Consider the following 22,680-nt stretch of genomic DNA (forward strand, 5'->3'; position numbering starts at 1 on the left):
TCGCCCAATCCGTAGCAGTGTCGCCGACGCTGCCGGAAAATCCGGCGGACGTCGCGAGACCCGGCGCGCCCGAACGTCCGCCGGCTGCCGGACGTCGCCGCGGCGTCGGGGCACCGGCCGGCCGGGGCGACAGGTCCTCCCTACCCTAGACGAACCAGTCTTCGTCCAGGGTGGCGGTGTCCCGGATGCCTCTCAGGCGCACCAGGTGCTCCGGGCCGGTGCCATCGGTGCCATCGAGATCGAAGTCGAGGTACGAGCTGCTCCCGCTTGCCTTGCTGAGCCCCAGCACCCCGTCGGCCAGCGCCTGTTGCAGCGTCAGGCCATTGTCCGCCAGCAGGTCGGAGACGTCGAACCTGTCGCCGGCACGGATTGAGAAATCGTAGATGCGATCGCCCTGGTCGGCGACCGACGAGAACACGAACACGTCGGCCCCGGAGCCGCCGCGGATCCGGTCTTCGCCTCCGCCGCCGTCGATCGTGTCGTTGCCGGATCCGCCTTCGATCCGGTCGTCTCCCCAGCCGCCCCGGACGATGTCGTCGCCGGTCTCGCCGGAGAGCCTGTCCGCGCCGCCGCCGCCGGTCAGAACATCGTTCTGGGAACCGCCCCGCAGACTGTCTTCGCCCTCGCCGCCCGACAGCTGGTCGTCGCCCGCGCCTCCATAGACCCGGTCATCGCCGGCACCGCCGGTGACCACATCGCTGCCGTCATCGCCGTACAGACGGTCATCGCCCGCACCGCCCGTCAGGGTATCATCGCCCGCCCGGCCATAGAGCGTGTCCTTCCCCGCGTCGCCGGAGACGCTGTCGTTGCCGGCATCGCCGTACATGCGGTCATCTCCCAGCCCGCCTTCCAGCGTGTCGTCGCCCGCACCGCCCATCAGCTTGTCGCGGCCATCGCCGCCCGTCAGGGTATCGGTCCCGTCGTCGCCAACCAGCCGGTCATCGTCATCGCCCCCCAGCAGCGTGTCTGTGCCCTCCCCGCCGTAAAGGGTGTTCCGGCCTGCGCCGCCATGCAGCACATCGTTGCCGGAATCGCCGTAGAGCCGGTCATTGCCATCCCCGCCGATCATCGTGTCGCGGCCGGCCCCGCCATAGGCCCGGTCGTTGCCGTCGCCGGCTTCGAACCGGTCGTCGCCGTCACCGCCATCAAGGGTGTCCTTGCCCGCGCCGCCCACGAGGGTGTCGTTGCCTGCGAACCCGTACATCCGGTCGTTGCCGTCGTTGCCTTCGAGCCGGTTGTCGCTGGCATTGCCCGACACCCGGTCGTTGCCTTCACCGGCGACCACGTTCTCGATGACCGTGCCATCCGCGATGTAGAGTTTCTTGCCCGAGACCCGGCCCGGCTTGTCGCCATCCAGGTAGATCCTCACGTCGCCTGCGATCGCGGTGGCATCCACCGTGTCGATGCCGCCGTCCGTGTCGGACAGGAGATGGCCATAGCGGCTCCAGGTGCTGACGAGCGCTTCGGTCAGCGTGTAGACCGTGTCGATCTCGGTATCGCCTCCGGTGTCTCCGCCCGTATCGTCGCCTGTGTCGTCACCCGTGTCGTCTCCCGTGTCGTCGCCGGGGCCCGTGTCGTCGCCGACGGTATCGTCGCCGGTATCCCCGGTGCCGGTGTCGCCGCCGCCCGTATCGCCCCCGGTGTCATCGCCCGTCTCGTCGCCCGTGTCATCGCCCGTGCCGGTATCACCGGTGCCCGTATCCCCGCTTCCACCGCCGGTCAGGAAGCTGGCCGGATCCGTGTTCGGATTCATGCCGGCAAGGAAGGCCAGCCGGACGGCCGCCGCCCCGCCGGTGCCGTCCGCATCGATCATCAGGTTCGCCCCGCCCGACGCCGCGGTCAGCCGGATGACGCCGTCGGCAATGGCATTCGCCACCGCCGACGCCCCGGTATAGCCGAGCGTGGTCAGGATCCCGTTCAGGTCGATGCGGTCGCCTGCGCCGACGGACAGATCGGCGATGGTATCGCCTGCATCGTCCAGCGACGTATAGGTGAACAGGTCCGCCCCGGCGCCCCCGTGCAGGGTATCCGCCCCGCCGCCGCCGATCAGCGTATCCCTGCCGGCCCCGCCGTGGATCGTGTCGTTGCCGGCCCCGGAGGACAGGACGTTGTTGGCATGGTTGCCCGTGATCGTGTCGTTCCCCGCCCCGGTCACGGCATTTTCGATCACTGTGCCGCGGGCGATCGACAGGTTGCCGGTCAGGTTGTCGATATCCGAATAGGTCTCGGCCACCAGGCTCAGGCGCTGGGAGGCGTTGCGGCTGGCCAGATCGATCAGGTCCGTCCCGCCATTGTCCAGAAGACAGACCGCCCAGCTTCCCGGCAGGTCCATGCCGAACTGGTCCAGAGTGGTGTTGTCGCCATAGGTGGTGTTGCCGGTATTGATCGTGGTCGGCGTGCCGTAAAGGTTCTGGATCGCCACGATGTCGGCCATCTGCAGCGTCGCGGTGTAGGCCGTGTCGTTGGTGACGTTCGGGTTCCGCCCCTGGCTGAAGTAGGACATGACCGTCATCGACCAGCTGTCATTGGCAAACAGCGCGTCCCGGTTGTAGCTGGCGCTGCCGTTGTAGTTCCCGGCATGGCCCAGCCCCAGCGCGTGGCCGATCTCGTGCATGTAGGTCTGCAGGTAGTACCCGCCGTAGGACTGCCAGCTGTCGTGCACGTTGACCTTGGACGACACGATTTCGTTGCCCATCGTGGCCGAGGTCGAATAGGCGCCCGAACGGTTGGACGAAAAGGTGATGTCGGCGCTGGACGATTGCACGAACTGCAGGCCCGTGACCTGTTCCCACGCCTCCAGCGCCTGCAGCGCCGTGGCCTTTGCGGTCGATCCCAGGGCGTTCAGGTTGACGGTGATCGTTCCGCCGGTCTGGACGTCGAAGCTCCGGTTGCCGTAGCCCATCGAGTTCCAGAACCCGTGGGTCAGCTGGTAGGCCGCCTGGTCCACCGTGTAGGTCGGCAGCGCCCCCGCGGACGACACGCTGGCGCCGGACGTGTTGGAATCGAGGTTGACGAGGCCATGGCTGTCATAGCCGGTGGTCGAAGGGTCAAGCGCTTGGCACATTTGGCACATGAAAGGTCACCTTGTCTGAAGGGAGGAGCCCCCGCTCCCCGAAGAACGAAAACGAAATGTCAGAAGGGCAGGCCGGAGTTCCGGACGAGCAGCTCCGCGAAATCGCGCAGCATGTGGTCCTGGATCGTGTGGTCCATGACGGTCAGACCCAGGCTCGGGCCGCTGGTGGCGGGCCCGGTGCCCGTCTGCCAGCTGAGATGGCCGCGGACCCGTGTCCCGGTGCTGTCTTCCTGATGATAGCGGACCAGCGTTCCTGCCCGGTCAGGCGCCCCTGCCCCGTCCGCGGGAACCGGGCGCACGATCGCGCCGCCCGCATGGTCGGCCAGCGCCTGCGTCAGCGCCGCGCACAGCACCGGGCCTGCCTCGCACTGGATCAGGATCTCGGCTTGCGCGCTGCCGGCGTATCCGCGGGCCGCTTCGGGCGCCCACAGAAGGAGCGCCGTCGCAACCGACGGCAGCAGGGCTGGAAGGGAAAGGCGAGCGGACATGCGTGAACGGCCCCGTGGCACTGGCTCCGGATTTACCGGATGAGGATGCGGGCCGTTCTGACTCTGCTTTGGTATAGTGTGGGGGTATCTCGTATGGACGTGGCCAATGTTGGTCCGGAATGTGACCAAAGCGTGGCCAATGCGGTTCGGGCCGGTCCTGCGCCTTCAGACGCGCACCGGGCCGTCGCAGGTCATTGGCACGCGGGGTTCCGCCGTGCCCCGTCGGCCCCGTTCGGCGGGCCGATATGCGGGACAGGTGTTGTCACGGTCCCTTGGGGTGTTTGAGCAGCCGGGTGGCCGTGTGCGATGGCGCTGCCGAAACCGCCATCGGTTTTCATCGGGCTGCGCGACAAGCGGACCCCGGTGGGACCTACCAGAGGTCCTTGCGGTAATTGTCTTCCAGCCGTTCGTCGATCTGTTCGGCCGCGTCCGCGATGGCCGTCTGGTCGCGCAGGATCTGGCCCAGCGTCGGCATCTCGGACCGCTCGGGCCAGGTTTCGGGCTTCCACAGACCGGAGCGGATGAAGGCCTTCGAACAATGCATGTAAAGCTCCTCGATCCGCACGATCAGGACCGACAGCGCGGGCCGGCCGTTCATGCCCAGGCGTTCGCACATGTCGGGATCCGCCGTGATCCGGGCGGTGCCGTTGATCCGCAAGGTCTCGTTCATGCCGGGGATCATGAAGATCAGGCCCACGGCCGGGTTCTGGACGATGTTTTCCAGCGTATCGAGACGATTGTTCCCGGGCCGGTCGGGCAGCGCGATGGTGCGGTCGTCCAGAACCTGCGCAAAGCCGGGACCGTCGCCGCGCGGAGTGACATCGCCCAGCCCGTCGGGGCCCTGCGTGCCGATCAGGGCAAAGGGCGACAGGGCCATGAACCGTTTTGAATGGGGTTCCAGCGCGGTCAGCTGCTTGCGCAGCGCGCCTTCCGAGGCCGGGCGGTAGACCTTGCGCAGGTCCTCGATGCTTTCGATGTAGTCCATGGCGTTCACTTTCCTGACTGTCGCCGGGGCGCGGATCCCGCGCCCCGGACCTGATGGGCCTACTGGTCTTTCCACACGCCCCAGGCGCGCGGTTTAGCCAGCGACCATGCCTCGTAGCCGTGTACGTCCGGGCCGGCCATCTGCACAACGGGCCAGTAGTGCAACGGCAGGATCGGCACGTCCTGGGCCATCTTCGCCTGCAATTCGACCAGCAGGTCGCGGCGGGTGTCGAAATCGGCTTCCGACGTGATCTTGCCGTAAAGCTCGGAGACCTTCGGATCGTCCCATTGAGCCGTGGGGTACGTGTCCTTGTCGCCGATGAACATGCCGTAGATGATCGCCGGATCGGTCCGCTGGGAATAGCCGAAGGACGACATCTGGAAGTTGCCCGAGAAGAAGTTGTCGAGCTGCGCGGCCCAGTCCAGCACCTCGATTTCCGCGGTGATCCCGGCCTGTGCCAGCATCGCCTGCAGCAGCACGGCGTTGTTGTACATGCTGTTGTAACGCTTGTTGGCCTGGATCGTGATCGGCGTGCCGTCATAGCCCGCGTCTTCCAGCAGGGCCTTCGCCTTCTCCACGTCGTAGTCCGGCCAGTTCGCGAACTCCTCCCCGTAATAGGCCGACGACAGCGGGACGCCCGACGGGTTGGCCTTGGTCAGGCCGCTGGTGGTCACCTCGGTCAATTGCTCAAGGTCGATCGCGTGGGCGATGGCCTTGCGGATCCGCACGTCCGACAGCAGCGGATCCTGCGTTTGCAGCAGCACCGCCGTCAGCGACAGGCCCGGCGCGGACAGGACCGACATGCCTTCGGCTTCCATCTCGTCCGCGCGGTCGAGGTTGGACAGCGGCGTGACATCGACCTGACCCGCCAGCGCCGCCGCTTCGGCGGCCGAGCTGTCGGGCACGACGACGAACTGCACTTCGTCCACGTAAGCTGTCCGGTCGCCGGCATAGCCCGAGCGCGGCGCGTCCACGGGCACGTAATCGTCGAACTTCTCGAGCGCGACGTACTGCTCCTTCTTCCATTCCTTCAGCTTGAACGGTCCGGTGCCGATGGCCGAGCCTTCGATCCAGTTGCCGTCCGCATCCACGTTGTCGGGTGAGACGCCGTAGATATGGCAGATCACGTCGGCCATGCGTTCCAGGAACAGAGGGCTGGGGTCCTCCAGTTCGAAGACCAGCGTGCGGTCATCGGGGGCCGAGACATCGTTGACCTTGAGCGAGCCCGAGCCGTCGAAGACCGGCTGGCACAGCCACGGCGTGCCCGTCGTCTCGCCGCGCGCCATCAGGCGGTCCCACAGCCAGACCATGTCTTCCGCCTTGACCGGCTTGCCGTTGTGATAGGTGGCGCCATCGCGGATCGTGAAGGTCCAGGTCTTGCCGTCCTCGGAGGTTTCCCAGCTTTCGGCCAGAAGCGGCCCCACGGTCATGTCATCGCGATAGGCCACGAGCGAATCGAAGATGTGGTGCAGCACCGCATCGGTGTTGGCATCCTGCCGCGTGCCGTCGAGGCTGCGGATATCGGATGTGCTGGCGATCTTCAGCACGCCGCCCGGCTGCGGCTCCTGCGCCATCGCGGTCCCGGCTGCCAACAGCGCAGCAAGGGTCAGTGTCAGTTGTCGTTTCATTCCGTTTACCTTTCTCCCGGTTGTCGGGCGCGATGCCCGGTTCGGCCGTTTCCGTCTGGCCCGTGAATGCGTTGGTGCCTTGCGCGTCAGTCGGCAGGCTCCGTTTGTCGGTCCAGCCGCTGCATGAACGCCCCGGCCGCGGCCGTGGCTGGATTGTCCATCAGCCGCGCCGCGACCTGCGCGCGGTCGGTGGCGGACTTGTCCTGGTTGAACTTCAGCTTGGCCTCGACGCTTTCCAGCTCGATCCTGAGGCCAACGATCCCGCGCAGCAGGCGGTTCGTCTTGGCCGGGTCCACGTTTTCCATCCGCCATGGCCCCTCCGGCGGGGTGTCGAAGGTGGCGATGGTGTCCTGCAACAGAACCCGCAGCACGCCGGGGTCATGCTCCAGCGTGACGGTGCCCGTCGCGTGGACGGCGCCGTAATTCCATGTCGGGAAGGTCTGGTCATCCTCGTACCAGTTGACCGGCACGTAGGCCTGTGGACCGGCGAACACGACCAGGGCCCGTGCCCCGGCTTCGAACGCCTTCCATTGCGGGTTCGCGCGGGCCATGTGGGTGCGCAGCACGCCCTTGCCGTGCTTGCCGCCGCGGCCTGCAAGTATCGGCAGATGGGTGGCCGTGGGCATGCCATCGGTCTGGGAAAAGAGCGTGGCGAAGCTCCATTCCTTCATCAGCTGCAACTGCAGCTCAGGGTCGGCGGTGTCATAGGCGGGCGGTGTGTACATCTGTCCCCCTCACGACACGGCGGCGTTGTAGCTGCGGCCCAGAAGCATCGCGGCGTTCAGAAGGCGGCGCGTGTACTCGGCCTGCGGACGGTCGAAGATGTCGTCGCGGGTGCCGGTTTCCACGATCTTGCCGGTCTCGATCACCGCCACCCGGTCGGCGACCTGTTCCACCGCGCCCAGATCGTGGGACACGAACAGGCAGCCGAAGCCGTGGCGCATCTGCAATTGCCGGATCAGCTCCAGGATCTGCTTCTGCACCGTCATGTCGAGCGCCGAGACAGGTTCATCCGCCACCACGAAGGCCGGGCGCCGCACGATGGCCCGCGCGATGGCCACGCGCTGCCGCTGCCCGCCCGACAGCTGGTGCGGAAACCGGGTGAGGAACCCGGCGGGCAGGCCGACCTCGTCACAGACCTCGCGCACCCGTTCCCGCCGGTCCTTGCGGGTCAGGCCGGTGTCGAGCTTCAGCGGCTCGCCCACGATGGCCTCCACCCGTTGCCGGGGATCGAGCGAGGAATACGGGTCCTGGAAGATGATCTGCAGATCGCGCCGCGTGTCGGGATCGTCGGGGACCAGCGGCTGCCCCTTGAACCGCATTGTCCCGCCGGAGATCGGCTCCAGCCCCACGATGGCGCGCCCGATGGTTGTTTTGCCGGAGCCAGAGGCGCCGACGAGGCCCAGCGTTTCCCCCTGCCCCACGACCAGATCGACCCCATCGACCGCCCGCTTGGCCACCCGCCGGCCGAACAGAAGCGCATGGCCCGGATAATCGACGGTGATGCCCTGCAGTTCCACCAGTGCCGGCTTCGGCTCGGCGTTGCGCAGGCCCCCGGCGGACCGGCGCGGCAGGGCATCGACCAGACGTTGCGTGTAGGCGTGGGACGGTTGGGTCAGGACCTCGGTCGTCCGGCCGCGTTCGACGGGGATGCCGTGCTGCAGGACGACGACGTCCTCGATGTAATGCGACACCATCCCCAGATCGTGGCTGATCAGTAGAACCGCCGTGCCGTTTTCGGCGGCGAGTTCCGTCATCAGGTTCATCACGTCATGCTGGACGAGCGTGTCCAGCGCCGTGGTGGGTTCGTCGGCGATAAGAAGCTGCGGCTTCAGCAACATGACCGAGGCCAGCATGATCCGCTGCCGCATGCCCCCGGAAAATTCGTGCGGATAGGCGGCAAGGCAATGTTCGGGGTCGGCGATGCGGATCCGTTCCAGCATCTTCAGGATCCGCTTTCGGCATTCCACGCGGGACAGGCCAAGGTGCAGGCGCAGGCCTTCCTCCATCTGCCGGCCGATGGGCATGGCCGGGTTGAGCGAGGTCATCGGCTCCTGAAACACCATCCCGATCCGGGCGCCGCGGTATTTCGTCAGCGCCTTGGGACCCAGCCCGGCCAGATCGACACCATCGAACCGGATGGCCCCTTTGGCCAGCCGCATCGGCGGCGGCAGCAGGCCAAGGATCGACCGCGCGGCCATGGTCTTGCCCGATCCGCTTTCGCCCACCAGCGCCATCATGCGCCCCGGCTCCAGCGTGAAGGACAGGTCCTGCACCACCTCGGCGCCGTCATGGCCTACCTGGATATGCAGGTTTTCAAGGGAAAGGAGGCTCATGACTGCATCCTCGGGTCCAGCAGGTCGCGCAGCGCGTCGCCCAGCAGGTTCGCCCCCAGAAGCGCGGCGGAAATGCACAGCCCCGGCAGGATGATCAGCCACGGCGCCTCCTGAATGTAAGGCCGCGCGGCGGCGAGCATGTTGCCCCAGCTTGGCGCCGGGGGCGGCACGCCAAGGCCGAGGAACGACAGGGCGCTTTCGGCCAATATCACCCAGCCGAACATCGCCGTGGCCAGCACCGTCAGCGGCCCGACACAGTTCGGCAGCACATGGCGGATCATCGTCGTACGCTCCGCATTGCCCATCACGCGCGAGGCTTCGACGAATTCGCGTTCGCGCAGGGACAGCACGCTGGACCGCGTCACGCGCACGACCGCCGGGGCAAAGGCGATGCCCAGGGCGATCACCATGGCCGTGGTACTGGCACCCACGACCGCCATGATGCCGAGCGCCAGAAGAAGGCCCGGAAAGGCCAGCGCGCTGTCGTTCAAGATCATGATCACCCGGTCGGTCCAGCCGCGCAGGTAGCCCGCCGTCAGCCCCAGCGCCACGCCGATGACCATCGCCAGAGCCACCGTCGTCGTGGCCACGGTGATCGAGACGCGCGCGCCGAAGATCAGGCGGCTGAGGATATCGCGCCCGAACTCGTCGGCGCCCAGGAGGTGCGCGGCACTTGGCGCGCCAAGACGTGCGCGCAGGTCCAGCGCCACCGGATCATAGGGCGCAAGCCATGGCCCGAGGACGGCGAAGACAATCAGGACGGTGGCCAGAAACCCACCCAGAACGCCCGACGGGCCGATGCGGCGCAGGACGGCTTTCATCGTGCCACCTTCGGGTCGAAGAACGGGTAGGCCATGTCGACGATCAGGTTCACCACGACGTAGACGAAGGCGATCATCAGGATGCAGCCCTGCACCACAGGGTAATCGCGGGTGTAGATGCCTTCGACCAGCAACCGCCCCAGCCCCGGGATGGTGAACACGGTTTCCACCACCGCGATTCCGCCCAGAAGCGCGCCAAGGATCAGGCCGATCAGCGTCCACGTGGGGGCAAAGGCGTTGCGGAAGGCATGGCGCCACATCACGGCGCTCTCGCTCAGGCCCTTGGCCCGGGCGTGGGTTATGTATTCCTGCCGGAGGACGTCGATCGTCGCCGCGCGCGACATCCGCACGATGGAGCCCATCTCGACCAGGAACAGTGTCAGCACCGGCATCGCGATGGCCGCGGCCCATTCGCGCCAGCTGCCGCTGAGCGCCTGCGAGCCAAGGATCGGGAACCAGCCAAGGCCAAGCCCGAACACCAGCAGGATCATCAGACCCAGCCAGAAGGACGGGATCGACAGCAGCAGCGTCGCCACGCCGATCAGGCCCAGATCCGTCGCCGTGCCCTGCCGCCACGCCGCGATCATGCCCGCCGGAACGGCGACCATCGACGCCAGCGCCACGGCCAGCAGCACGATGGAGGCGGAGACCTTGAACCGTTCCCAGATCAGCGGCCCTACCGGTTCGTCATTGCCGATGGACCGCCCGAAATCGCCCGAAACAACATCGCCCAGCCAGATCACGTATTGAACCGGCAGGGGCTTGTCGATGCCCATCGACGCCTTCAGCCTCGCCACCATTTCGGGCGTTGCCAGATCGCCCAGCATGGCCGAGGCCGGATCGCCGGGGATCGCCCGCACCATGGCGAAGACGGCAAGGGTAACGATGAAGAGGGTGGGAATGGCCAGCGCCAGCCGGCCCAGCATGAACCGTATCATGAGGCCGTCAGTGCCCCCGCCAGCGCCTTGTAGGCCGCGTAACCCGCCATGTCGCTGTCCATGTCCAGCGGCGTTTCCCGCGTGGAAAGCTTGACCGCGGCGAACTGGGATTCAGGGTCGATATAGATGCACTGGCCATAGATTCCGCGGGCGGAGATCACCCCGCGGTCCCGGTCCGCCTGCCAGAACTTGTTGTGATAACCGCCGCCTGGCAGCACCTCGGCATAGATGCCTTCGAAGAGACCGCCGGCGCCGAACCGCGTCTCCCGGATCCACGCTTCCGGAACCACCTGGGTGTCGCCAACCCGTCCGCCATCCAGCAGCATCTGGGCGAAGCGCCCGTAATCCCGCAGCGTCGCGTTCAGCCCGCCATCGGCCAGCGCGAACCCGCCGTGATCGACGGTATAGGCGGCGTCTTCCTCCACCCCCAGTTTCTGCCAGAGCACGTCCGACAGGATCTCGGCCAATGGCTGCCCGGTCGCGCGTTCGACGGCAAAGCCCAGCACGTCCGTCTCGATGGACCGGTAGACGAATTTTTCGCCATGGGGGCGTTCGGTTTCGGTCAGCTCCAGCACCAGTTGCCAGATCGTCTGCGGCCAGCCGGGCAGATCGCCCCGCCCGCCCCAGGCGCAGGCATTGCCCAGCTTCTGCATGTGAGAGCCGGGCGTCTCGTACGCCTCGTCGAAGGTGACGCCGGAGGTCATGTCGAGCGCCTGTTGCACCGTCACGTCGCGGTAGCCGGTCGCCTCGAGCTCCGGCAGGTAGGTTGTCAGGTCCGCGTCGGGCGCGATCACGCCGCGGTGGATCAGGACGCCGGCCACGATCCCCAGCACCGATTTTGCCACCGACATCGACAGGTGCTGATGATGCGGCTTCAGCCCGCCCATGTAGCGTTCCGTCACGATCTTGCCGCGGTGGAGCAGCAGGAAACCGTCGGTCCAGCTGTCGTCCAGCCAGCTGTCGACCGTCCAATCCCGCCCGCGCGACGTAAACGCGACATCGCCCAGATCCTGTTCGTCACGCTCGAAATCGCGCGGGGCCATCCGGCCGCGGCGGACGGTAGCGGTGGGCGTCATTTCCCGCATATGCAGGAAGGTCCAGCGGTTGTAGGGCGGCAGATGCCAGCCCGGTTGCGGCAGGATCGGCGCGCCGGGCGCCCGGGGATCGCGGAAGGGGGCGGTATTCATGACTTAACCCTCGGACTGGTCGAAAAGATCGAAGCGCTGGAACGGCGCCTGGCAGGGCGGCCCGTCGGTGGCCCAGAGGACCCCGTTCTTCATGTCGATGGCGAGCGACGAGACGGTGGTGTTCCGCGCCTCGGCCGCGCGGGCCGTGTCGGGATGCTGGCAGACGCCCGTGGGCGCCGAGAAATGGTCGGACATCACGTCGTGGATGGTGTCCAGGTCGATGTTCCCCGCCGCCCGTTTCAGTCCCCGCTGGACCCGCTGCGCGCGAAAGAGCGTCGAGGTCGCGATCCGTTCGATGGTCGACGCGACGCGGGTTTCGGCGATCAGGTGGTTGGAATGGGTCACGATCCCGTCTTCGGGGTAAATGTAGGCGCAGTGTTTCTGCGTGGCCTCGATATCGATGATCTCGCCCTCGCCATGGCCGATCATGAAGTTCGCCGAACAGACCCTGTCGGTCTGCACCACCGGGCGCAGCGCTTCGGAGAACCGCCAGGCCTCCAGCACCTCGGCACAGCGGACATGGACGGGCTTGCGCAGCACCGCGCCGCCTTCCGTCTCGGTCGTCAGCCCCGACAGGCACAGCCCGATCCCGGCCGAGTTCACGCCGATCTTGCAGCCGACGATCCCGGCTTCGGTAAAGCCCAGTACGTCGGGCTTGCCCGCGTCGCGGTCTTCGCCGCGGCGGACGCGCTTGATGAACACGTTGCCTACCAGCCCGGCCAGCCAGTCCCAGTTCTGCCCGATCATGCAGGTGCCGTTCGCCGTCATCGCGGGCATCAGCCCCCACAACGTGCAGCCCTCCTGTTCGGGCCCGGTGCCACTCAGCACGGCAGCTTCGCGGGCGTAGATGCTGTAGGTCAGCTCGTACCTTGCGTTCAGCATCGCGATCTCGGTCACCGACCGGCCCGCACCTTCGGCCACGCCCTGCATTTCGGTGAAATAGTCGGCGTTGTCGGTGGCGATGAAATCGGCCCAGCGTTCGGCTTCTTCCAGCACCGTTTTGCGGTCGGCGCCGCCATAGGCGAAGCGCGCAAGGTAGATGTCCAGATTGGCCCCGATCGCGGATGTCATCACGCGCCCATGTTCGCGGCCGGCTTCGGCAGGATCGGGGCTGAGGTCGAGAAAAGGCAGGTCGGCCATCTGAATTCCATCATACTGTATTGACTATCAATACATATGCATTGATAATTCGGAACATAGCTAGAATTCTGCGACACCCTCTGTCAAGCTCTTGCCAGATGAAGAGGACGAGATTCCCATGACCGACGATGAAACCGCCCGTCTTTTGCCCGGCGCGAACCCCAAACTGGTCCTGCAGACGGTGGTCCGGGCGATGCGGGTGCTGGAATCGGTGGGCCGGTCAGGGCACCCCCTGTCGCTGGCCGAAATCGCGGCCGCGGTCGGCACCGACCGCAGCGCGGCGCAGCGGCTGGCCCATACGCTGGAAATGATGGGCTACCTGGAACGCGCGCCGGGCGGCAACGGCTTCCTGCCCGGTCGTCAGGCGCTGGACCGCTGCTTTTCCTACCTGCGGTCGAACGCGCTGGTGGAACGCGCCACGCCGATCCTGATCGAGCTGCGGAAGGAGGTGAAGGAACGCGTCGATCTCAGCCTCTTCGACGGGCCGTCCATCGTCTATGCCGTCAGGATGCAGAGCAAGCGCGAGAACTTCTATGCCACCCTGATCGGCGGGCGGCTTCCGACGTTCTTCACCTCGGGCGGGCGGGCAATGCTGTCGCTGCTGCCCGATGCGGAGGTCGAGGAGATCCTCGACCAGTCGGTGCTGGAGAAATACACCCCGCGCACGATCACCGACCGGGCCGTGATCCGCGAACGGATCGAACGCGCCCGGCGGGACGGCTACGCGCTGGTGCAGGAGGAAGGCCTGATGGGGGAAATCGCCCTGGGCGCCGCCATCAGCGATGCGGCGGGCCGCCCCATCGCCGCGGTGCACATCGCCGGGTCGCTTTCGGAATGGGGCGAGCCCGACTTCCGCGACCGCTTCGCCCCGCTGGCCATGGAAGCCGCCGCCGCGCTGAGCCGCTAGACCCCGGAGAGCCCCCGACGGCAACATGGCCCGGCATCACCGGCATCCCTGTCCGCGGGACAAGGCCGTCATTGCCCTGGTGGCTTGAAGTCATGATAAGGCGACCAACCTCTTCGTCCGCGAATGGAGCCACGGCATGAAACCTTTCCTTTCCCTTTCCCTCGCCCTGATCCTGGCCGCGACGCCCTGCCTTGCCGAAACGGCACCGGGCATTGCCCATCTTCAGGATGCCTCGGTAACCGAGCGTCCCTTGTCCCTGTCGATCTGGTATCCGTCCGGGGATCCGGCCTCGGCCACCATCGGGGGCAATATCGTGTTCGAAGGGGTTTCAGCCGCTCCGGAGGCCCCCTTTCCGGGCGATGCGCGCCCTCTGGTGGTGGTGTCTCACGGGGGGTTGCGATCCGCGGCCGATTCCGGTGCCTGGCTCAGTTCGTCCATGGCTCAGGCCGGCTATGTCGTCGTGGAGGTCAATGTGCCGCGTCCGGACAATGCGGCCAATGCCCTGACCGAGATCTGGCAAAGACCAGGGGATATCCGCCGCGCCATCGATCTGGTGCTGGCCGACGCGACATGGGGCCCGCGGATCGATGAAGGCAGGGTTGCCGTTGCCGGATTTGCCCTTGGCGCAACCGCGGCCCTGTCCGTTGCCGGGGCCGACATGGATGTCGCCCGGTACATGCGCGCCTGCGCTGCTGACGGCCCGACCGTTGGCCCGGATTGCGGATGGTATGCCGCGCAAGGTGTCGATGTGTCGGATACCAGCGAGGAACGCCTGGAAGGGCTGGCCCGCGACCCCCGGGTTTCGTCGGTGATCGCGCTGAACCCGGAGTATCCGGCGGCCCTGGGCACGGCACCTGCGGACGTCCACGCGCTGCGGATTTCCCTTGGAACGCCTGACGCGGCATCGGGCGACGCGCAGGTCGGCCATGCCGTCGTGATACCCGAAGCGACCGTTTTCGATGCGTTCCCCGTCTGCACGGCCGCGGGACCGGATATCCTTGCCGAGGACGGCGGCGATCCATCGATCTGCGGCGTTTCGACGGCAGTCCGCCAGTCGATCCACCGACAAGTCTCCGGGGCGATCATATCCTTCCTGACGCGGGGTGCCGAATAGGGGGACGCTGATCTGCCGAAACCGTCGCCCGTCAGAACGGGATGACCCAGCGGACCCGTCCGCCAAAATCGGTTTCGTTGTCCGACATGTGTCCGAACCCGGACAGGTCGAACATCGACCCGCCATCGGTGACGATCGTGATCCCGGCGGCCAGATCGTACTGGGTCCGGTCGAAGTCCGACACCCAGTCGAACGGTGCGACCGATGCGGGCGCACCTGCCAGCCGGGCCGTCGCGCCGAAGCTGGTATCGCCCAGGAACTGCGTCATCATCAGCGTGACGTTGGGCCGGATCTGCCCGCCGCCCGCCATGTCGAACACGCCGCCGAATTCCACTGCAGGGCGCAGGTAGAACAGCGTTTCGTCCTGGAGATCGACCGACAGCGGGATGCCGCCCGTGCCGGTTTCCGTGTACGAGCTTGCCGCGAAACGGGTGACGCCAAGGTCCAGCCGGGGCTTCACGAACCATGCGCCGTGGTCGATGGCATAGCCCGCGCGCAGCTGCGCGCCGTAGACCCACTGGCCCTGCGTGCCGCTGGCGGTGGCCGCGCCCAGCGTCCGGGTGTTGTCGAAGCTGCCCCGGCCAAGATGCGCCGCGGCGCCGAGTTCCCAGTTGCCGGTGAACCGTTTCAGGGACAGGCCGGCCATCGCGGTGCCGCCGTCGCTGGACCCGCCGGCGTCGGTGGTCAGGTTGCTGAACTCGTAGGCCAGCGAGCCGCCCAAGGCCAGGCCATTGTCCATCAGCGCCTGACCGCCCGCCGCGATCCGCGTACCGGTCTGATCGAAGCCCGATGCGCCATCGCTGGCGTCGCGGCTGAACCGGTTGGCCCCGAAGGTCAGATACGCGCATTCCCCGTCTTCGGCCCAGATCCGGGCCGCGCCTTCGTCCGGGCAACTGAACAGGCTGTCGGCGAACCGCAACGTGCCCGACAGGCGCGCGATCTCGTTGCTTGTCGCCAGTTCCGGGCCAAGCGCGTTCATCGTCGCGCCGTAGATTTCAGGCAGGGAAACGTCGATAAGCTGTTCCGCCAGATCGACGTCCAGCGCGCCCGCCCGGTACACCCGGTCGAAATAGGCGCTGAGCGCCCCCTGGTTTTCCGTCACGCCGGACAGCAGGCTGTCATTGGCAAAGTCGACCTCGTAGTTCAGGGCGATCTCGGACGCGCTGGACTGGCGAAGCCGGTATTGTGCCACGACGGAGGGCACCACCTTCAGATCCGACCCGTCGATCCCGCCGTCGGCCGACATGATCGTCAGGCTCTGCTTGCCCGTGGGCAGCGTGCCGATCCGGGCGAGGTTGACCTTCACCACCCCGTCTATCGTGGCGTTCCCGCCCACCGACAGCAGATCGCCCTTGCGGCGCGCCATGTCGAGATCGAAATGGAGGACGCCTGCGCGATGCCGGAAATCCCCGGCGATCCGTGTTCCACCGATCTTGTTCGCCGTGCCGACATAAAACGCGCCCCAGTTCCGCAGGCGCCGCGCCTCGACCCGCTTTCCGGCGTTCAGGGTGCCGCCGGCGAGGTTGTCGAGCCGGATAGGCGCCGGGCGGTAGGGTGCCGCAGCGGCTGCCGATGACGAGGATGATTGCGCGACGGGCCCGATCACCTGACCGTTGATCGTGCCGGTATTGGTGATCGTCAACGTGCTGTCGATGTTCGAATTATGGATCGCGATGCCGCTTTTGGCGCCGATCGTCCCGGCGTTTTCCAGCGTTCCGTCCTGCGTGCTGTGCACAAGGACACCGGCCGACTTATCGCTTTCGTGGTAGACACCATCGCCCCCCTGCACCGTCGCGCCTTCGGCCACCGAGATCCTGACCGCCCCGGCCCCCTTTCCGCTGTTTTCCACGTGGATGCCATGGGCGCCTGCACCCGCAACGGCGATGCTGCCGGTGACCGATACATCGACGGTGGTTCCCGTGCCTTCCGTCCCGTCCTGGGTGCCCCCGGCATACTGGGCGAAGATGCCCGTCGCGCCGTCGCCTGTCGTGGTCATCTTGCCGCCATAGGTAACGCTGACCGTCCCGGCAGTGCCCATGCCGCCGAAACTGCCCACCACCGCGCCTTCGGTCGAGGCATCGTCGAGCGTGCCCAGCACGCCGCCGCCGCCGCCGACCGATTGCGCAAAGATCCCGACCGAGTTGTCGCCCTTGGTCGAAATTATGCCGCTGGCCGTGACGGTGACCGGGCCGCCATGGGCCGTGGCTTCTGTCGAGTTGTAGGCGGTGCTGCCGATCCGGCTCTTGTCGCTCAGCAACATGGACCCGCCATAACCGCCGCCGCCCCCGACCGATTGCGCGAAGATACCCATCGAGGCCGCGTTCAGCGTCCCTGCCGTCTGCGGGCCGGTGTAGATGTCGGACTGACTGTTGACCGTGACAGCGCCGCCATTCCCGTCGATGCTTTCGCCTCCATTCACGACCACGGCCGGGTCGCCGTCGGAGGCAACGCCAAGGCTGCCGAACAGCGTGCCGCCTCCGCCGCCGACGGATTGCGCGAAGATACCCGGCGATTGTTCGGCCCCGGTGCGGATCGTGCCGGTCTTCGACGTGACGGCGACATCGCCCCCCGCAACGCTGTTGGAATCCGATGTGGAATTCAATCCGCCAAGCGTCACCTCGGCCTGGTAGAGCGCGGATCGGTTCGTCTTGCCGCCGGTATTCCCGCCACCCCCGCCGATGGACTGGGCGAACAGGGCAGCGCTGGCATAGCCCGCGGTCGTGACCGCACCGCTGTTGGTGATCGTCACGTCGCCGCCGATACCGGCGGCCCGGCCCGACCCGCCGATTGCCACTGTATAGTCGCTCTTCGAGCTGTTGCCTTCGCCCCCGGATCCGCCGCCGCCACCGACGGATTGCGCGAAGATGCCGTAGGCGTTGACGCCCGTCGTGGAAACCGCGCCGCTGTTGGTCACCGTCGTCGCGGCCCCGTCTCCGCCGGCATTGCCCGATCCGCCGATCAGGATCGTGGCCCCGCCCAGACCTTCGCCCAGGTCCGAAAGCGTCGTCTTCGATCCCAGCTTGGAGGTGACCGTATCGTTGTTGTTGCCGGATTGCCGCGTGTAGAAGGCGCTCGACGTGGTCGCCGTGGCGCCGCCTGTCCCACCGCCACCGCCGACCGATTGCGCGAAGATACCGTGCGCCACGTCGCCCGATGTCGCGACTGCAGCATCGTTCGTGACCTTGACGGTGCCCGCATCCGCGCCCGTCTCGCCCTTGCCGCCAAGGGCCAGGTCCAGCGTTAGCTCGACGGTCGTCGTGTCGCCGTCGTCATTCTTGCAGGACAACAAGCCGACCTCGTCCACAGGCCCGCACGAACCCGCCACGGTCCCGGAGTAATTCGAGGCCAGCCCGCCGTCGCCACCGTTGCCGCCAACCGACTGGGCGAAGATCCCGTGGGCCCCGGCGCCGGACGTCTTGATCGCGCCGCCGGACTGGTTGTCGACGGTGACATCGCCACCCTTGGCCGAAGCCCCGCCGCCGCCGCCGACCGTGATCCCGATATCGACACCGACAGAGGTATCGTCTTCCCCGGTGTTGGAGGCGAGGTTGTAGATGCCCGTGCCACCAAACCCGCCCTTGCCGCCGTTCCCGCCGACAGATTGCGCATAGATGGCCGACGAACTGGTCCCCGCGGTGGTGATCCCGGCGCTGTTGGTCACGGACACATCGCCGCCGGTGCCGCTGCCACCGCCCGCGCCCCCGATCGTCGTGTCGAGCTTGGTGTTGAAATGTCCACCCGCAAGCAGGTTGCCCAGCACGTTGTAGGTCAGCCCGCCCGCCCCGCCGGATCCGCCGATGGACTGCGCCTGGATGCCGTCGGAATTGGCATAGGTCGTGGCCAGAACGCCGCTGTTGGTAACCGTGGTCGCCCCGGCCGTGCCGCCGCTGCCGCCGCTGCCGCCCAGCACCACCGCGACATCGATATCGGCGTTCGGGCCCACGTTCAGCGTGCCCGAGGCCGCCATGCCACCCGCGCCACCGGATCCGCCGATGGATTGCGCCTGGATCGCGGCGCTGTTGAAATCGCCGGTGGTGATCGCGGCCTTGTTCTGGATCGTGACGATCCCGGCACTGCCGCCGCCACCGCCGTCTCCGCCAATCGAAAGCGAGGCATCGCCCTGCGGGTAGCCATCGCCCGGATCGAGATTCATGCCCGCTTCGACCGCGAAACCGCCCTGACCGCCCTTGCCGCCAAGGCTCAGCGCCCGGATGCCGGCCGCATTGGCGCCCGCGGTCGTGATCGCCGCGCCGCTGTTCCCGGTCACGGTGACGTCGCCGGCCTGGCCGCCCGACCCGCCGCCGCCGCCAAGGCTGACGGTGGCCGAGGCCTGGGAGATGCCGGCCACCGTGATGGCCCCGCTGCCGCGCCCGCCATTGCCACCCTGGCTGATGGCGGAAATCCCGTCCGACTGGAAGCCCGAGGTCTTGATTGCGCCCGAGGCGGTGACCGAAACGTCACCGGCCGTGCCGCCTTTGCCGCCTTTCGCGCCCACATCGACATCGACCGAACCCAAGCCCAGCCCCTGCCCGCCCATCGTGAAGCCGCCCACGCCGCCCGATCCACCACCGCTGATCGCGACGATGCCGGGCGACTGGGCGTTGCTCGTCGTCAGCGTGGCGCCGGTCCAATCGACGGCGACCGCGCCGGCCTTGCCGCCGCTGCCGCCTGCGCTGCCAATCCCGATATTGGCCGACGCGCCGGAAATGCCCTGCGCCGACAGCACCGCGGAGCCGCTGCCGCCGCTGCCGGCCTGGCTGATCGCCTGGATCCCGGGTGAAAGCTTTCCGCCGGTTGAAATCGTGTCGGTCGACGTGACCGAAACCTTGCCGCTCCCGCCGGCCGTCCCGCCTGCGCCGCCAACCGCGACGTTCAGGTTGGCGCCGCCGATGGTGCCCACGGCCCCGACGATATGCGCCACCCCGCCGGACCCGCCGACGCTGGTGGCGACAAGCCCGGGCGACGCCTTCCCGGTCGTGGCGATGCCGCCGGCCGAATGGACGCCGACGCTGTCCCCGGTGCCGCCCGCGCCGCCGGAGCCCCCGATGGCAAGGTTCACCCCGGCGCCGGTGTTGGACGAAACCGTCGTGCCCGACTGGCCGCCACCGCCGCCGACCGATGCCGCCAGTATCCCCGCGGCCCCGTCGCCGCCCGTGGCGATGGCCCCGCTGGCACCCTGGAAAACACAGCCGTTCGAAGAGCTGGTGCCGCCCCGGCAAAGATCCACGGACCCGCCGTCGCCGCCGCCGGAGCCGTCACCGCCGACCGAAACCCCCAGTGTCGCGAAGCCCACGGCCGTCGACAGGGTCGTGGCGGCCGACCCGCCCGACCCGCCGACACTGATCGCCGACAGGCCGGTCGCGTTGCTGCCCGCGGTCGTGATCGCGCCGGCAAAGGTGCCGCTGACGTCGCCCCCGTCACCGGCCGCGCCGCCCGAGCCGCCGATGGCCACCGCGATGTCGGGCCCGGCATTCGCCGACACCGACAGGGCGTTTCCGGCCGATCCGCCGCCACCGCCGATGCTGGACAGCGCGATGCCGCGGGCGTTGTCGCCCTTCGTCGTCACGCGCGTTGCGGATTGTGTCGTCACGCTGGACGTGCCGCCATCGTTCCCGGTGCCTCCATTGCCCGAGATCGCCAGCGAAAATCCCACGCCGATGCCAACGGCGTTCGATCCGTGCCCGCCCGACCCGCCGATGCTTTGCGCGACGATCCCGTCGGCCCCTGTGCCTGCGGTCGCCACGTCGCCATTGGCGCTGACCTGGACATTTCCGCCGGTCGAGCCGGACCCGCCCGTGCCGCCGATGGCGACAAGCCCGGCCGTCGAACTGGCCGCCCCGCCGCCACCGCCGACCGACTGCGCGAAGATACCCGTCGCATCCGCGCCCGCTGTGGTGATCCCGGCCGTGCTGCTGACGGTGACCGCGCCCCCCTTGCCGCCGCCGGACCCGGTGCCGCCGATGGAAACGAAGCCGCGTGCATCGCCCCCGTCGCCGCCGGTGCCGCCGATCGACTGGGCGGCCACGCCCCGGCTCCGCTCGCCCGATGTCTGGATGACACCGGACACGTCGACACTCACCTTGCCGCCATTGCCGCCAGAGCCGCCATCGGAATCCCCGGACAAGGCCACAAGGCCCTGCGTGCTGGAGGCCTTGCCGCCGCCGCCGCCCTGGCTCTGGGCATAGATCGCGTCGGAATCATCGGCATCGGTCTGGATCGAGGTATCTTCCGTCCCGGAATAGGTCACCGAAACCGCGCCGCCATCACCCGCGCTTTCGACGCTGGCGCCATAGGCCACGATGCCGGATGCCGAGCCGCCGTCGCCGCTGAACCCGCCAACCGCCTGCGCCATGATGCCGTCCGACCCGGCGCCTTGCGTGTGGATGTCGCCGGCATAGTCGACGGTCACAGACCCGCTGGGCCCGGAGCCTGCTCCGGCCCCACCCGTCGCGGACGAGGAGTCGGCCGTGCCGCCTTTGCCACCGGCACCGCCATAGCTGCGCGCGAACAAGCCGGGCGCGCGCGTCCCGTCGGTGGTGATGCTCACGCCACCAGTGCCCGGCTGGGCGATAGACACCGTCACCGATCCAGCGGTGCCGCCCTGCCCGCCGTCGCCGCCGGTGGAATTCCCCAGACCGAGCGCGACGTCCCCGTCGCCGCCATGTCCGCCATCCCCGGCGATACTATCGGCCAGAAGGCCCGGTGATTTCGTCGTGTCGATCTGAAGCCCGGTCGGGCTGCCGCCGGTCGCGTTGGTGATCTCGACCGTTCCGCCCGCGCCGCCAACACCGCCGGCGCCGCCCTTGCCGTTGCCGTTGCCATTGTCCTTGCCTTCGCCGCCATGCCCGCCGCCGCCGCCCTGCGACAGGGCCACGACAGCCGTGTCCGCCGAGACAGAGTTCAGCGACAGCGCGACCGATCCGCCCGCACCGCCGACACCGCCCACACCACCATGTCCGGTGTAATCGAAGGACTTGCCCTCGCCGCCTTCATTGGCGTTACCGCCAAGGCTGACGGCACTGATCGCTGGCAATCCGCTGGCCTTCACGTCCGTGAAAGTGGCCGACACCGCGCCCCCGGATCCGCCAGCGCCGCCGTCTCCGCCATGGCCGTCACCGAACCCGGTCGAATAGCCTTCGGCGCCGTAACCACCGTCGCCTCCGGCGCTGACAATGGCCGCGCCGCCCTTCAGGCCCGAAACGTCCACCCCGGAAACCGTCGCCGTGACGACACCGCCGGTGCCGCCCGCGCCACCGTCATCGGCGTGCTTGTCGCCGGTGCCCTTGTCCTCGTCGTGTGTCTTGCCCTTGCTGCCCGTCGCCGTCACCAGGATCCCCTGTGCGACGGACGAGGACACGCTGAAGCCGTCCGACAGGTTCACGTTCAGCTGCGCCGCCGCCGGTGCCTGGCTGTATTCGGGTGCGCCGACACTGAAATTCCATGCCGCCGTGGACCCCGAGGACGGGCCCGTCGCACCGCCATTGGTCGCGTTTTCGAAGGTGAGTTTGGCTGTCTGGTCGGATGTCGTGTCGGTCAGCGTGAAATCGGTCGCGCCGATCTGCCCGGAACACGTCCGGCCCAGCGATCCCGACTGGGTGCACGTCGCCCAGCCCGGACCGGCGGCAAGCGCCCCGCACAAAGCTGTCAGTGAAACGGCGCCGAGCTTTCCGGCCCTGCGCGCAGGCATTCGCCGGTCTGACACAGCCAAAAGGAACAGGTCGGATTGGCCTCGAATATTCTCCACCGCCTCACCCTCATCTTTGCCGAAAAAGACTTGATCTAGACGGAATAGCATAATGGAATTGAATAAAAAGCCTTGTGTTTTCTATTCGAAGCCCGTGCCGGAGTTATCGTGCCAGGATCCGGCATTCGGTAACAGGGCCTTCGAAGCAAAGCGTTTTTCGCGACGTGATTGATCCGGCAAAGCGAAATGACAGCTTCTCTAATTGGGCGTTTTGGTCAAGCTCGTTTTCCTTGTTGTTTGGGATCTCTGTCACTCATCCGGGTCACGCTTCTCTTCGCAGTCTGGTTGATACCACGTGGGGCATCGCTGCACGCATGTG

At 67.5% G+C, this 22,680-nt stretch carries 13 protein-coding genes; 2 read left to right on the forward strand and 11 right to left on the reverse strand.

All coding sequences use genetic code 11. From position 1 onward, the window contains the following. Nucleotides 1–145 precede the first annotated feature (145 nt). The 10 genes from D4754_RS24560 to D4754_RS09000 all read right to left on the reverse strand — a co-directional run bounded on the left by D4754_RS24560 (nt 146) and on the right by D4754_RS09000 (nt 12,596). The gene (locus D4754_RS24560; RefSeq protein ID WP_163025855.1) at nt 146–3,064 is read right to left on the reverse strand and encodes a M10 family metallopeptidase; all 2,919 of its coding nucleotides are present in this window, start codon (nt 3,062–3,064) and stop codon (nt 146–148) included. 68 nt (nt 3,065–3,132) lie between these two features. Next, nucleotides 3,133–3,561 carry a hypothetical protein gene (locus D4754_RS08960; protein ID WP_121062672.1) on the reverse strand — a complete coding sequence of 143 codons (429 nt, stop codon included), beginning with the start codon at nt 3,559–3,561 and terminating at the stop codon, nt 3,133–3,135. 370 nt (nt 3,562–3,931) lie between these two features. Further along, nucleotides 3,932–4,546, reverse strand: coding sequence for a pyridoxamine 5'-phosphate oxidase family protein (locus tag D4754_RS08965; RefSeq protein WP_121062673.1), 615 nt, complete (start codon nt 4,544–4,546; stop codon nt 3,932–3,934). Between the two features lie 59 nt (nt 4,547–4,605). Then, entirely contained in the window at nt 4,606–6,174 is a 1,569-nt protein-coding gene (locus D4754_RS08970) for an ABC transporter substrate-binding protein (RefSeq protein ID WP_121062674.1), read from the reverse strand. Nucleotides 6,175–6,260: 86 nt separating this feature from the next. Next, the gene (locus tag D4754_RS08975; protein ID WP_121062675.1) at nt 6,261–6,899 is read right to left on the reverse strand and encodes an FMN-binding negative transcriptional regulator; all 639 of its coding nucleotides are present in this window, start codon (nt 6,897–6,899) and stop codon (nt 6,261–6,263) included. A gap of 9 nt (nt 6,900–6,908) precedes the next feature. Beyond that, nucleotides 6,909–8,510, reverse strand: a complete 1,602-nt coding sequence (locus D4754_RS08980) for a dipeptide ABC transporter ATP-binding protein (RefSeq protein WP_121062676.1) — start codon at nt 8,508–8,510, stop codon at nt 6,909–6,911. Beyond that, entirely contained in the window at nt 8,507–9,331 is an 825-nt protein-coding gene (locus D4754_RS08985; RefSeq protein WP_121062677.1) for an ABC transporter permease, read from the reverse strand. The genes D4754_RS08980 and D4754_RS08985 overlap by 4 nt, the downstream gene beginning before the upstream one ends. Beyond that, nucleotides 9,328–10,269: an ABC transporter permease gene (locus D4754_RS08990; protein ID WP_121062678.1), complete on the reverse strand. Its 942-nt coding sequence runs from the start codon at nt 10,267–10,269 to the stop codon at nt 9,328–9,330. The genes D4754_RS08985 and D4754_RS08990 overlap by 4 nt, the downstream gene beginning before the upstream one ends. Next, entirely contained in the window at nt 10,266–11,456 is a 1,191-nt protein-coding gene (locus D4754_RS08995) for a serine hydrolase domain-containing protein (protein WP_121062679.1), read from the reverse strand. Before D4754_RS08995 ends, D4754_RS08990 begins: the two co-directional genes overlap by 4 nt. 3 nt (nt 11,457–11,459) lie before the next feature. Further along, complete coding sequence (locus D4754_RS09000) at nt 11,460–12,596, reverse strand: C45 family autoproteolytic acyltransferase/hydrolase (protein ID WP_121062680.1); 1,137 nt, start codon at nt 12,594–12,596, stop codon at nt 11,460–11,462. Nucleotides 12,597–12,714: 118 nt separating this feature from the next. Here D4754_RS09000 and D4754_RS09005 point away from each other — a divergent pair, with 118 nt between their 5' ends. Further along, entirely contained in the window at nt 12,715–13,503 is a 789-nt protein-coding gene (locus tag D4754_RS09005) for an IclR family transcriptional regulator (protein WP_121062681.1), read from the forward strand. Between the two features lie 136 nt (nt 13,504–13,639). Then, nucleotides 13,640–14,617: an alpha/beta hydrolase family protein gene (locus tag D4754_RS09010; protein ID WP_121062682.1), complete on the forward strand. Its 978-nt coding sequence runs from the start codon at nt 13,640–13,642 to the stop codon at nt 14,615–14,617. A gap of 31 nt (nt 14,618–14,648) precedes the next feature. Here the strand turns inward: D4754_RS09010 and D4754_RS09015 are convergent, their stop codons facing one another. Further along, on the reverse strand, nt 14,649–22,304 hold the full coding sequence (locus tag D4754_RS09015) for an autotransporter outer membrane beta-barrel domain-containing protein (RefSeq protein ID WP_163025856.1): 7,656 nt from the start codon (nt 22,302–22,304) through the stop codon (nt 14,649–14,651). Nucleotides 22,305–22,680: the final 376 nt, after the last annotated feature.

Source organism: Chachezhania antarctica, assembly GCF_003646465.1.
GTDB lineage: Bacteria > Pseudomonadota > Alphaproteobacteria > Rhodobacterales > Rhodobacteraceae > Chachezhania > Chachezhania antarctica.